General features: G+C 51.8%; 11 protein-coding genes. All 11 read left to right on the top strand.

From position 1 onward, the window contains the following. Positions 1-7: 7 nt before the first annotated feature. Positions 8-499, top strand: a complete 492-nt coding sequence (locus tag C6I21_RS09050; RefSeq protein WP_105959134.1) for a flagellar protein FlgN — start codon at positions 8-10, stop codon at positions 497-499. A 47-nt stretch (positions 500-546) separates the two neighbouring features. After that, positions 547-2,214 (top strand): flagellar hook-associated protein FlgK, encoded by a 1,668-nt coding sequence (flgK, locus tag C6I21_RS09045; protein ID WP_105959133.1) that lies wholly within the window; start codon positions 547-549, stop codon positions 2,212-2,214. Positions 2,215-2,233: 19 nt separating this feature from the next. After that, entirely contained in the window at positions 2,234-3,379 is a 1,146-nt protein-coding gene (flgL, locus tag C6I21_RS09040) for a flagellar hook-associated protein FlgL (protein WP_105959132.1), read from the top strand. Positions 3,380-3,412: 33 nt separating this feature from the next. Continuing rightward, positions 3,413-3,994, top strand: coding sequence for a DUF6470 family protein (locus C6I21_RS09035; protein WP_105959131.1), 582 nt, complete (start codon positions 3,413-3,415; stop codon positions 3,992-3,994). Positions 3,995-4,406: 412 nt separating this feature from the next. Beyond that, positions 4,407-4,844 carry a flagellar assembly protein FliW gene (gene fliW / locus C6I21_RS09030; protein WP_105959130.1) on the top strand — a complete coding sequence of 146 codons (438 nt, stop codon included), beginning with the start codon at positions 4,407-4,409 and terminating at the stop codon, positions 4,842-4,844. Continuing rightward, on the top strand, positions 4,845-5,081 hold the full coding sequence (csrA, locus tag C6I21_RS09025) for a carbon storage regulator CsrA (RefSeq protein WP_105959129.1): 237 nt from the start codon (positions 4,845-4,847) through the stop codon (positions 5,079-5,081). Between the two features lie 194 nt (positions 5,082-5,275). After that, positions 5,276-5,962 carry a response regulator transcription factor gene (locus tag C6I21_RS09020; RefSeq protein ID WP_105959128.1) on the top strand — a complete coding sequence of 229 codons (687 nt, stop codon included), beginning with the start codon at positions 5,276-5,278 and terminating at the stop codon, positions 5,960-5,962. Positions 5,963-6,187: 225 nt separating this feature from the next. Further along, on the top strand, positions 6,188-7,615 hold the full coding sequence (locus C6I21_RS09015) for a flagellin N-terminal helical domain-containing protein (protein WP_105959127.1): 1,428 nt from the start codon (positions 6,188-6,190) through the stop codon (positions 7,613-7,615). A gap of 1,059 nt (positions 7,616-8,674) precedes the next feature. Then, complete coding sequence (locus C6I21_RS09010; RefSeq protein WP_105959126.1) at positions 8,675-8,911, top strand: carbon storage regulator; 237 nt, start codon at positions 8,675-8,677, stop codon at positions 8,909-8,911. A 196-nt stretch (positions 8,912-9,107) separates the two neighbouring features. Continuing rightward, a complete protein-coding gene (locus C6I21_RS09005; RefSeq protein ID WP_105959125.1) occupies positions 9,108-10,517 on the top strand; it encodes a flagellin N-terminal helical domain-containing protein in 1,410 nt (469 codons plus the stop codon). Between the two features lie 192 nt (positions 10,518-10,709). Beyond that, the gene (locus C6I21_RS16850) at positions 10,710-14,063 is read left to right on the top strand and encodes a flagellin (protein ID WP_105959124.1); all 3,354 of its coding nucleotides are present in this window, start codon (positions 10,710-10,712) and stop codon (positions 14,061-14,063) included. Positions 14,064-14,232 lie beyond the last annotated feature (169 nt).

Raw genomic sequence — 14,232 nt, 5'->3', positions numbered from 1 at the left:
GCCCGGCATGACTGAGGATCTGAAAAAAATCTTCCGTGCGCTGATTCAGACGCACGAACAGTTGAATGAGCTGGCACGCAGGAAGCAGAAGGCGGTAACGAAAGGCGATATCGACGGACTCGATCAGACGCTGAAGCAGGAGACGCCTTTGATTGCGCGGCTGAACCAGCTGGAGAAGGCGCGGCAGACGATCGTGCACCAGTGGCTCCGTGAAAACGGCATTGCCGCACAGGATGCGACGATGGAACAGCTGATGCCCGCGTTTTCACGCGATGATCAGGAGGAGTTCCGTGCGCTTTACGAAACGCTCGCCGGAGAGATTACAGCACTTCAGGAGCAGAACGACCTGAACCGGCAGCTGATTGAGGATTCGCTGAAGTTTGTGCATCTGACGATGGATGCGGTGCAGCCCGGACAGATGCTTTCAGATAACTACTCGGGCCGGGGCGGCGATGATTCCGATGATAAAGGGCGGTCTTTGTTTGATTCGAAAGCCTAGACCGCTCTTTTTTGAGTGTGAGATAACGAAGAAGGGACGAAACGTATATGCTCTCAACGTTTAGTGGACTGGAGACGATGCGCCGGGCGCTCAGCACGAATCAGGCGGCGCTGAAAACGGTCGGACATAACATCTCCAACGCCAATACAGAAGGATATTCACGCCAGCGCGTCAACATTCAGCAGTCGCTCGCATTCCCGCAGGCGGCGTTTAACAAACCGGCAATTCCGGGACAGATGGGAACCGGCTCGGAAGCAGAAAGCGTGCAGCGCGTGCGCGAGGCGTTTTTAGACGTTCAGTACCGCGAAGAGAACCAGAAAAACGGCTACTGGGGCGCGCGCGTGGATGCACTGACGAAAATGGAAGACATTATGAACGAACCGTCGGATGACGGCATCGCACAGACGATGGACCGGTTCTGGGAATCGCTTCAGGACTTGTCGGTCAACCCGGAGGACTCCGGTGCGCGCTCAGTCGTGCGCCAGCGCGGGATTGCGCTTGCCGAAACGATCGGCTCGTCCTATCAGTCGCTTGAATCCATTCAGCGCGACTACAAATCGGAGATCGGCGTGCAGGAAAACAGCCTGAACTCCAAACTGCGTCAGTTAAATGACTTAAACCGGCAGATTGCATCAGTGGAGCCGCACGGCCAGCTGCCAAACGACCTGTATGACCAGCGCGACGTCCTCGTCGATGAGCTCTCCAGCCAGATGAACATTAAAGTCGAGCGGATCGCAAACGGCGGGCAGTCGAAGGACCAGGCCGACGGCAGCTACCATATCACGGCCATTGACGACAACGGCAAACCGATCAAAATGACCGATGCCGACGGCAATGAACAGGACATGGTACTCGTCAACGGACGCAACCTCACACATAACCAGGTGAAAATAAACTACGCATCGTTTCCGGACGGCAGTCCCGCGGGGGAACAGCTCCAGGATCCGGTCCGGAGCATTTCCCTACTGAGCGGCGGCGAGGAAATGGAGATGGACTTCTCTTCGTTCGGTGCCGGCGGATCGCTCCGCGGCATCGTGGAGGCGTACGGGTATACGGATGCGGACGAGAACGGTGAAGTAACCGACGTCAGCAGTATTGAGGGCATCTTCCCCAATATGCTGAGCGAGCTGGACACGTTAGTCACGTCGTTTGCCAAAGAGTTTAATGCCGTTCACCAGGGCAACTGGAACATGATGGATATTAAAAGCGGTGAACATAACGGTCTGGATTTCTTTTCGACGGGGCTTGCAGGCCGGTTTGCGGATGCGGCGGATAATGAGGCGATCGTCGGTGTGGCGAAGAATTTTGATGTGTCGCAGGAAATTAAGGACAGTCTGGATAATATTGCGGCAGCGTCCGAGGATGACGGGACAGCGTTTGCCGGAGATGGTTCGGGGGCGCTTGCGCTTGCGAATGTGAAGGATGAGGAGCTGACGTTTGCGGGGAATACGGCGAATGTGCAGAGCTACTACCAGTCGGTGATCGGGGAGATGGCGGTCGATACGAATGAGGCCGGGCGTCTGGAGAAAAATACGGCGGGACTCCGCAATGCGGTGGAGGAGCGGCGCATGTCGACGAGCAGCGTGTCGCTCGATGAGGAAATGTCGATGATGATTCAGTTCCAGCATGCGTACAACGCGGCGGCGCGGAATCTGACGGCGATGGATGAAATTCTGGACCGCGTCATTAACGGCATGGGACGTGTCGGGATCTAATGAACAGGGGGTATGAACGATGCGCGTGACGCAGTCGATGATTCAGCAGAGCTCGCTTTCGAATTTGAGTACGAGCTATGAAAAACTGCGGGGGTTTCAGGATCAGCTGTCCTCCGGGAAGAAAATAACGCGTGCCTCCCAGGATCCGGTCGTGGCCATGAACGGGGTGCGCTACCGCACGCAGGTGACGGAAACCGGCCAGTTTCAGCGGAATCTGTCCGAGGCGTACAACTGGATGGAGACGTCCGATGCGACGCTCGATAAGGCGACGAACTCGCTGCAGCGGGTGCGTGAGCTTGGCGTACAGGCATCGAATGACAGCTACGAATCCGGGCAGCGCGCCAATATCGCTAAAGAAGTGGCGCAGCTGAGAGAGCACTTGATGTCACTGGGGAACACGAAAAATAACAACAAATACATTTTTAACGGCACGAATACGACGAACGATCCGATTGATTTAAGCCGCATGGATATCGGTACGACCGGCATGCTCGAGTCCCTCGCTGCCGACGGGGCGGATGATTTCTCCGTCGATACGACGTACCGCGGCAATGCGTATACGCTTGACAGTGATAATACAGACGTTACCGATGGAACAGGCACGATGACATTTAGAAGCGGCGAGCATACGCTGGAGATGACGGTGGAAAACGGCAGTGCGCAGAACATTACGTACCGCGGACCGGACGGTGACCGGCCTGTCCGGGAAAGTGAAGTCATTTTCTCCGACCAGGATGCCGTGTCAACAAACGGGCGTGACGTGAACATTGAGCTGTTAAAAGGCGTCAACGTGAACGTGAACGTCAATCCGCAGAACGTGTTTTCCAACCAGCTGTTCGGCGACTTGAAGGCGCTCGAGAACATGCTGGAGGATCCGGATACAGAAACGAAGGATCTGCAGGCGATGCTCGACGTCGTGGACGTGCACATTAATAACTCCGTCAACGAACGCGCCGAACTCGGTGCCCGCGTGAACCGCGTCGAGATGATCGACAGCCGCGTGCAGGAGCAGGAAGTGATCGCCAAGCGGATCATGTCGGATAACGAAGACGCGGAGATGGAAAAAGTCATTACCGACATGATGTCGCAGGAAAACGTCCACCGGGCGGCGCTCGCCTCCGGCTCCCGGATCATTCAGCCGACACTCGTCGATTTCTTACGCTAGAAATTCTGGTAAACTAGGAAGGGAGCGGGGCGCATGAGTATGGTGCAGGTGCACATTCACCAGCAGCCGGCGAAAATCGGCATGACGCACGAGCGGCCGCCGATGCAGATTACGCAGCGGCCGGCGGATCTCGATATTCAGCAGGAACTGCAGGGAACGCTTGAAATGAGCACGACCGATCCCGTGCTCCGCATCGACCAGTCGGCGGCGTTTGCCGACGCGGATGTAAAAAGCATCCTCGTTCGAAACGAAGAGCATGCCAACCGTGCGAATCAAAACGTCCTTTCCTACATTGCCAAAGTTGTGCAGGACGGTGATGCGCTCCGGAGCATCGAGAACGGCGGCAATCCGATTGCTGCACTCGCTGAAGGACGCGGATTGATCGAACCGAGACAGGTGACGTACGCGGCGGTGCCGAGCGGAACGGAGAAAGTCCGCATCGATTTCACACCGTCGGAGCTGACGATACGCTCCGACTGGCCGGACCCGCAGATCAACGTCCAGGTGAACGAACCGGAGATTACCATCCCGCGCTGGGAGCTGTCGATCTACCAGCAGCAGAAGAACCAGATTTCATTTGAAGCTGTCGGCGGGAGTGTGGATCGGGGACTCTAAGATTAACCTGACGGTTAAGAACGTTTATTAGTGCGCTTCTGCGCTTAGCGGCAGAGGCTTGCCGTGGGGCTTGTCTTCAGCTAATTCTGCCGAAGCGGGGCTTCGTCAGAATGGATCTTCAGACTGCGCTGATCCCACAGGCGTCCCTGCCGACGCTTCGAAGCGCGGAATTCTCTTTTTTTATTTAAGATCTAAAGTCTTTCTTTAGAAACTTCCTCTGAACCAAGCTATACTGCTGTGGTTTTAGAAAAGAACCATTGATTCACTTTAGGTAAGGAGAGTCCTTTTGCATTCTCTTTTTTCGGGAGTTTGTTGCGACAGGTACATAATTTTTATCAGTTAGGTTATTATTCACCAGCCAGGGGAGTCGGTTGTCCGGCTCCTTGTCTGCATTATTCAGGAGGGACGACGTATGCGTATCGAGACGAAGTACAGCGGCACGGTGGAGATTAATGAGGAACATGTGACGCGGTTTCCTGCGGGGATTCCGAGTTTTGAGGAGGAGAAGGAGTTTATTCTGCTTCCGTTCGGCGAGGGGCCGAGTCCGTTTTATATTCTGCAGTCGATTCAGACGGCGGGGTTGGCGTTTATTGTGATGGAGCCGTTTGCGACGTTTCCGGACTATGAAGTGGCGCTGTCAGATCAGACGCTGGAGATGCTGGAGATTGAAGCGGAGACGGATGTGTCGCTGTTTGTGATCCTGACGCTGAAAGACAGCTTCGAGACGTCGACGGCAAATCTGCGGGGGCCGGTGGTTATTAACCACGTAAAGCACCTCGGACGCCAGGTGGCGCTGCAGCAGTACGAGACGCGCACGCCGATTCCTGTGACCGCAAAGGAGGAGAGGTAAATGCTCGTTCTCTCCCGGAAACAGAACCAGTCGATTCAAATCGGCGATGATATTGAGATCCGCGTCATCAGTGTAGACGGTGACCAGGTGAAAATCGGCATCGAGGCACCGAGAAATGTCGACATCCACCGGAAAGAAATTTATTTAGCGATTCAGGAAGAAAATGCGGAGGCCGCAGGGTCGGACCTGTCTATTTTAGAAAAATGGACTACGGAAAACCCAAAAAATGAAAAATAGTGCTTCGGTCCTCTATTGTTCGGAGTCTATAGACGGATTTTCCCGGTGTGATGCACCAGGAACGGCCATTTTTTGAACTGTTTTTGGGAGCGTTTTCCTCCGTTATCCGAAAAATCGTGAATATCGAATCTTGTCGTTTTTTTTCTTAAGGTGTATTCTTATGGGTAGACTACAAGCAGGGAGGATCCGTTTTCATGCTCGAATCATCTCGTACACCGAATCATCAGGTCCTCGTCCTCGATTATCACCAGTACGTGTCGGATACTGCCGACCGCCGGATCAAGCAGGCATTCGCCTCCCGGAAGGTGACGATTGAGCACGGAGATCAGGCAGGCACGCAGAACGCTGATTACATATTGCTGCTCATTGAGTCAACCACGATGGACGTGCTGCACTGGGTGGAACATATGATCCAGCAGCATCCAGACAAAAAGCTCGTCGCCGTCACCGTCGGCCGTCCCGGTCAGGGACTTATTCCATACTTATCCGATGGGCTTGCCGGCATCTTGTCCTTACACACGCTCTATACTTCCGGAGAAGCCGTTCTAGAGACGATTGAATCCTACGGCGTCTACCTCGAGCAGTCGCTTCACAGTGACCTCGTCCGCGAGCTGCATGAGCAGAAAATGCGCGACCGTCCGATCAAGCGGCTCGTGCTCCGCGAAGAAGACGTGCAGTACCGGCTCACGAAAAACGAGCGCTCGGTGCTCCAGCACATTCTCGACGGCCACAACAACCGCAAAATCGCAGAGCTCATGTATCTCGCCCCATCCACTGTCAGCACCGTCATCAGTCACTTACTAAAAAAACTCGGCGCAAACGACCGGACCGACGCGATGGTAACGATTATCCGCAACGGCTGGGTCGACGCCGTCAGGTAAACCGAAAAAACCGGAGGAAGCGGGCGAACCGTTTTCTCCGGTTTTTTGTCTGCACAAAATTCTTTTGAAAAAAGTTCTTCTATAGCCTAAACAATTCTTCCTATGCTCCGATACTAGGAACATCAGGCGATGAGCCCGGCGGCCGACGGGAACATCGTTACTGAAAAAAGATCCTTCCGAACTCAAGGACGAGAGCGGAAGCAACTATCAAGGAGGATATTACTTATGATTATTAACACGAACGTTTCAGCAATGAATGCACACCGTCAGATGGGTGCCAACCAGAATGCACAGCAGAGCTCCATGGAGAAGCTTTCTTCCGGACTGCGTATTAACCGCGCCGGTGACGATGCAGCAGGACTTGCGATCTCCGAGAAGATGCGCGCACAGATCAATGGTCTGGACCAGGCGAGCCGTAACGCACAGGACGGTATTTCCATGATTCAGACAGCAGAAGGTGCACTTGACGAGTCCCACTCCATTCTGCAGCGTATGCGTGAACTTTCCGTTCAGTCTGCCAACGATACAAACGTAGAAGTGGACCGTGAAGAGCTTCAGAAAGAAGTTGACCAGCTTTCTGAAGAATTGGATCGTATTTCCGAAACTACTCAATTTAATACTCAAGAATTATTAGATGGCACACTAGAATCTACTTTCCAGATTGGTGCTAATGAAGGGCAAAACATGGAAATTGCAATTGATGATATGAGCTCATCTGCGCTTGGCGTGGGTGGAAATGAAGCTGCTTCTTTCTCCGAGGACGGCACTGTCACAACAGATACAGATCAAACAGAGTTTACAGATGGGACGTATTCTGTTGTTGAAATGGAAGACTATGAAGGAACTGATCTAGCAGGCGATGCTGAAGTTGGGAGTGGAGCTGCTGCTGACGTATCGCATCTCATGGTGGATTCTGAAGGGGAAGCCATTGCTGTAAGTGATGGCGGGACTCAATTTTACGCTTATGATGGTACTGATAACAATACCAATGGATATAACGATATTGAATTTAACAATGTTCCAGCAGAAGTAACTGTCACTGAAGGTGGTACTGAAGCTGTTGGCGATATCGAAATTACTGATAGTGACCTTTCAGCGGGCACTTACTCTATTGCGGATATTAGTAATGACGGTACATTTGGTGATAACTGGGATGTCGGCCTTAAAGATGCAAATGGAGAAATTGTAGCATTGGGTGCTACTGATCCAGCCGGAGGTTCGGGAAACTCAGCAACAAGTGCTGACCTAGTAACTAACTGGGTTGATACAGCAGATACTACATCTACCGTACTAGAGCACAATGCAAACGATCAGTTTGGTTTTGGGGACACTATTGAAGTTTCTGGTAATGGTATTGATATATCGTCTCAGGCTTCTGCTGACTCAGCGATCACTGACATCAACGATGCTATTGAGACAGTCTCTGCTCAGCGTTCAGAGCTCGGTTCATTCCAGAATCGTCTCGAGCACACAATTTCCAACCTGGATAACTCTTCTGAGAACCTGTCTGCTGCGGAATCTCGTATCCGTGATGTAGACATGGCTGCAGAAATGATGGAGCAGACTCGTGCGAACATCCTTTCTCAGGCTTCTCAGTCGATGCTTGCGCAGGCGAACCAGCAGCCGCAGTCCGTACTGCAGCTACTTGGATAATTCGATTGGTATTTTTACAAAGGCTTCAGCTTCGGCTGAGGTCTTTTCTTTATTTTGCGCTCTTGTATTGTAAGCAGATTAATACTATATTATACTAGGACGTTTTCAGAAATTAATCATGTAGGTAAGCGAATGTCTTATGGGGAAGATGGGATTGTTCTGGATTCTAAAATGATAGTAAATTTAAATATTCATTATATTTTTATATTATTCTAAATAATTAGTGCCCTTACATATGACCGTCAAAAGAAAATTACAATTAATTTCTATGAATAAACTTAGGGGGTAAATGATAATGTTTTGCACAAAATGTGGAGAGTATGTTTACCTATCGTTGGAAGGTGTAATTGGGGCTAAATCAATTATGTCAGGTAAATGTGATAATTGTGGTGAAGTGATGAGAAAAGAAGAATAAGAAACATTTTCTATTAATTTAAGAGCAAATTTATATAGCTTGTGCATTAGGGGAGCCAAATATTTTTGGGGATGAAACCCATTTTAGTAAAAAACGTGTTACTTAATGGCTTTCCCTAATTTTGATAAAAATAATTGAAAAGAAAGCTTCAGCATTTCGTTAGGCAACATGTTCACGGGATATAGTTAGAAAAGACCAGCAGATCAGTACGTATACGAAGCGCTTGTCTAGTTAACTTTTTGTTTCCTATTTTCACTTACAGATCCAACTGGGATTTTTTGGTAATGATATCATAGAATAGCCTGCATAAGTTAAAAATGAAAAGAGATAAATGCTGTCTCTCTGATTTATGTTCAAAAAGAGGCATTAAGAAATTGATTCAATTAACTTAATATTTTTTCGTGAAAGTGCTAAACAACTCTAAAACCCTGCCGATAATAGGTACAGACACAGGAAAGCGCCCAAAACAAAAATGCGTTTCCTTTCAGGACGAAGGGGACAGACGCGTTGTCATAACAGGGATCATTCAAGGATGAGTGAGCCGGTTTATGTACTTATGGATGCACGACGATGTTCATTTGGTATTAGCCTGTTTACTCATCTTTTTTGTGTCTCATTTTCATTACTCAGGAGGAGTGATACGCATGTTAGTACTGGGAAGAGAACCGGGAGAGTATGTGGTAATTAACAATGAGATTCAGGTGAAGGTCCTGAAGAACAAAAAAGGACAGCTGCGTCTGGCCATCGACGCCCCGCCGCACGTACCGATTGTCCGCGGGGAAGTCTTGGAGGAGCAAAAGCTTGTGACGCCAAGCAATATGGGTAAAACCGGCGTTGAAGCAATGAAAGCCGGTAAAGGGAAATCAGAACCAACTGCATAATAGTTAATCACCATTCAAGGACGAGTGGAGAATAGGAAGACAGCGTGACTGTCTCTTATTTTCTGCTCGTCCTTTTTTATTCCATACAGGAGGTGATGCCTGTATCGAGCAGTACACGTCCACCGTCCCTTTGTTTTTGCGAAACTAAATTACGAGCGCACACGGATGTGCCTCAACCAACATGGAGGTTTTACTTATGATTATCAACAACAACATTCCAGCACTGAACACGCACCGTCAGATGGGAATCAACCAGAACGCGATGCAGAACTCGATGGAAAAGCTCTCTTCCGGACTGCGTATTAACCGCGCGGGCGACGACGCAGCAGGCCTTGCAATTTCCGAGAAGATGCGCGCGCAGATCAATGGTCTTGACCAGGCAAGCCGTAACGCGCAGGATGGTATTTCCCTTATTCAAACAGCAGAAGGCGCGCTGGATGAGACTCATTCGATCCTTCAGCGTATGCGTGAACTTTCCGTTCAGTCTGCTAACGATACCAACGTCGAAGTGGATCGTGAAGAGCTTCAGAAGGAAGTGGATCAGCTTTCTGCAGAAATTACAAGAATTGCAGAAACAACGGAATTTAACACTCAAAATTTATTAACAGGTGACTTCGAAGGAAAATTCCATATTGGGGCTAATGGCAACCAGAATATTAAATTATCCATAGCTGATATGAGTGCTGATGCTTTAGGGGTAGCTGGCGCAGATGGAGCTACGTTTACTCAAGAAGTTACTATAACGCAGGATACTTCAGCATCGCTTACAGATGGAACGTATACTGTAGGAGATGTGAGCAATTATTCTGGAGCACCGTTGGATTCTGCCAATATTGAGAATGATGCGGCTGATGTCACACATGTTATGTATGATTCGGATGGTAATGTGGCTGCTACTAGTGAAGATGGCGGTGAGTCATGGTACGCTTATGCCGCGACTGAACAAGATAGCTTTTCTTTTGATGGGAAAGTAAAGCCTGGAGATGAAATTGAAATTTCATCAAGTGGAACAGTAGCAACTGCTAAAGTATCCGTAGAAACTGAACTGGCCTCTGGAACGTACACTGTTTCGGATATCTCCGATAACGCCACTTATGGTGGTGACTGGGAGCTTGGACTTACAGATTCAAACGGGAATATTGTTGCCTTAGGAGCGACTGCACTTACTGGGGCTGGTGCCTCTACTGCTGATCCAACAGCAGTGACTAACTGGGTAGATGTAAATGATACATCCTCTTCATTGTTAACAGTATCTGCAAACGATGCTTTATCATTAAATGACGAAATAGTAATTTCGGGAGAGGGTATTGATATTTCTTCACAAGCATCTGCCGACAAAGCAATCACCACTATTAACGATGCGATCGAAAGAGTTTCAGCGGAGCGTTCGATGCTTGGTGCAAACCAAAACCGCCTCGAGCACACGATCTCGAACCTGGACAACTCTTCCGAAAACCTCTCTGCTGCGGAGTCCCGTATCCGTGACGTAGACATGGCGAAGGAAATGATGGAGATGACGCGTGCGAACATTCTGTCACAGGCGTCCCAGTCGATGCTTGCGCAGGCGAACCAGCAGCCACAGTCGGTTCTTCAGCTTCTTGGTTAATATTCTTACCTTTTCAGGCTCCAGCTTCGGCTGGGGTCTTTTTTCTTTGTGTTTTAGTTGTTGTTTTACCCGCTTTTTTGGAAGGGATCTGATTTATTTTGAATTATTTTCTAGAAGAGGTTAAAGTCCCGGGGGATAGTCCCGATATAGAGAATAGGATCAGATTACATAGGATGCGTGGTGGGTTATTCGATGATTATTTCACAGTTGGCTCCGTTTGGGGTTTTGCAGAATCAGAAGAAGCAGCAGGGAGCGGTGCAGGAGGCGTCGCGTGCGCTTGGGTCGGGGCTTCGGATCAGCCGGGCGGCGGATGATGCAGCAGGGCTTGCGATCAGTGAAAAGATGCGGGCGCAGATCCGCGGGGCGGAGCAGGCGTCTCGGAATATTCAGGATGGGATGGCGATGATTCAGACCGCGGAGGGCGGCATGGATGAGGTGACGGAATATCTGCAGCGGATGCGGGAGCTGTCGACGCAGGCGGCGAACGACACGCTGAATTCGTTTGACCGGTCGCAGATTCAGAATGAAATCGAAGAATTGAACCGCGGCATGCGGGAGACGATTAACAATACGGAGTTCAATACGCAGCAGCTGATTGGAAACACGGAGCCTGCGGGATACGTGTACGATGAGCGTACGGCGTCGAAAACGGTGTCCGTTGAGACGAGAACGACGGAAGAGGACGTGGTCAGGCAGCTGAACTCCGTGCAGACGATGAGCTATCAGGCCGGGGTGGAAGGCTACAGTACGATTTCCACGCATCAGACACGCAGTGATTTGAACTACCAGGCGACGTCAGCAGCCGAAGAGAGCGTGGAGCCGGTTGTTTATCAAACCCCGAAGTGGCAGGCGGACGGGGAAACGATCATGTTTGAAAGTAGTGCGGACACGGGCGCGTTTCAGGTCGCTGCTTCAGGCGGCGATGCGGAGGCTGGTACAGATCCCGCGGCGTTTGGTGCCTTCAGCGAGGACGGGAACATGCGGCTTACGACTGACGCCGGGACGCTGACGCTGGAGCAGAAGCAGGCCGATGATTCGTGGAACGTTGTGGAGACGTACGCCGTACCGGACGCGTCGATCGAGCAGTTGGCTTCTTTCTCCCCGGTGACGACCGGCGAGCACGATACAGCGTTTGCCTTCGTGGATGAAAGCGGCGCGCTGAACCGTGTGGATGTGAATACCGATACGGGAGTGATAAGCGCACCGGAAGCAGTGGTCGAAGGAACAGCGGCCGACGGACCGTCTTCCCGCTACGAGCTGACATTGGACCGCTCCCCGGATCTGTACCGGATGAATGAAGACGATGCGTCTCTCGTTCTAACGAAGACCGTTGGGGACGACACGACGGTATTACCCTACGGCGACACGACTGATGGCTATACCGTGGACGGAAAAACGGTGACCCTCTATGGAGAGGCTTCTGCGGACGGCGGTGCTGCGGAGGACGTAACGTATGCTGCTTCCTATATGACGAGTGATGGAGCAGAGGACGTTTTCACACAGGCTCTGCCTCAGAAAGCGGCGGTGTACAATGTCGACGGGTCGGATGGACCGAGCATGGAGGTGACGGTGGACGGTGTGGTGCAGCCGCTGCTTGCGGATGTTCCGTCGGACGGGGAGAGCGGGGTGTATGTGGATGCGGATTCGCGGATGATGACGTTCTACGGGGATGCGCGTCCGGGGGCGTCGCAGGAGGTGGATGTGGCGTATTTTGAGGATGCGAAGCGTGACGATGAGGCGTTCTCGTATGTGCTGCCGAATGCGGATGATGTGTATGCGTATAATCTCGGGGAGGACGGACCGCAGAGCATGGAGGTCCGCTACCTCGGGGAGGAGCCGCTTGCGTACGATGCAGAAAACGGCTTTACGTATGATGCCGGTACGGGCGAGGTGCTCCTGCACGGGGATGCGCGTCCGGATGCGTCGGAGGAGCGGATACTGGAAGTGACGTATCATATGCAGAAAGCAAGTGACCCGGAGCCGGAGCTTGTGTACGGCATTCCGCTGGGGGAGGCGCCGACGCAGTATAAGCTGGAGGAGGATACGGATCCGTCATCGATCGCTGTGTATAAATTGTCCGGCGGGGAGCGCGAACGTGTGGCCTACGATGAGGTGAACGGCTTTCAGTATAATGAAGAAACGAACCGGATTGATCTGTTCGGGGATGCGCGTCCGGATGTGGATGAAACGTATGAAGTTCATTATATAGAAGAGCTCCGGACGGGCAGCATGGGGGACGTCGTGTATGCGAATCTTCCGAGGACACCGGAAACATACGGGGACGAGGAGCCGGAGACGTTCCGCGTGCTCGTCGACGGGCAGGAAGTGAATTACGACGCGTCGGAGGAAAACGGCTATACATATAACCAGCCGGCCAACCGGATCGAGCTTTACGGCGATGCGCGTCCGGATGCCGGTCAGGATGGCAGTGTGCGGGTGAAGTACGTCTATCAGGACCGCACCGCAGAGCGGCAGGATGACTTTTACCATTTCGCTGTACCGGAAGAGACGCTCGATTACGGGTTCGGTGGAGACGGGCCGTCGTCTGCGCAGGTGCTGTATAAAGGGGAGGAAGTGCCCTACAGTGCGGAACATGGCTTTACGCTCGATCCGGAAAACGGGCGCCTGACACTCCACGGCGACTACCGTCCGACGGCTGAGGATCTTTACGGTCACTTTGAAGTGTTCACGCTGGAGGAGAAAGCGATCCAGACGAGCGTGCCGCCGGGGGCGACCGTGTACCGCGTGGAATGGAACGGGGAGGCGGTCGCGGAGGACGGCTACTCCGTCGATGAAGACGGGCTCGTGACACTCACTGGTGACAGCCGGCCGGACGTGACGAAGGCGCTCCACGAACAGGGCACGTCGATCGAAGCGTTCTACCACCAGTCCACCGACGTGCCGCTCGATGTCACGCCGATCCCGATGGAAATGCGCATTGACTGCGAGGAAAACGACATTTCTGCATTGTATTCGGAAGTGGACCCCGATGCCATCGCTGTCCGGATTGACGGCGAACCGCTCGCATGGGAGGAATTCGAACTCAGCGGCGATAAAATTGCGCTTCATGACCGGGATCTGCTGCTGGAGGAACGAAGCTATGAGATCGAAGTGGATTACCGGATCCGTCACGTTCCCGGTTTTGAAAGTAACGACTTCACGTATCAGGTCGGAGGTTCCTCCGGTCAGTCGGTCGACCTGGAAATCCCGTCGTTTAACGACCTGCTCCGCCTGTCGAACCAGTTCTGCGTAGACTGCCACGAATCCGCCGGGCAGACGCTTACCGTTATCGATGAAGTGCTGCAGGAAGTAAGCGGCCACCGCTCCACGCTCGGCGCGATGCAGAACCGGATGGAGGCGATGCAGGAAGTGGCGGAAACAACAGCAGAAACGACCGCCGCAGCCGAATCCCGCATCCGCGATGCCGACATCGCCGAACAGATGATGAACCAGGTCAAAGCCTCCGTCATCCAGCAGGCCGGCCAGTCCATCATCGCCCAGTCCAACCAGAGCGCCGGGAGGATATTGAGTTTGTTGGAGAACTAGAAAAACACTCTCTTAATGGAGGCAGGTAGTAAAGTGTACCTGTCTTCAGAAGGAGAGTGTTTTTTATGTTAAGTGAACCTTACTAAAAGCCGATTAAGAAATTCAGCATTCCTCCAAGCTCAGTGACTAGAAATATTCGGAGCCGCGGGGAAGAATCTGATAGAATGAA

Source organism: Alkalicoccus urumqiensis (assembly GCF_002993335.1).
Taxonomy (GTDB): Bacteria; Bacillota; Bacilli; order Bacillales; family Salisediminibacteriaceae; genus Alkalicoccus; species Alkalicoccus urumqiensis.
Note: the sequence above shows the minus strand (reverse complement) of the source record. Positions and strands in the feature narration are given on the sequence as shown.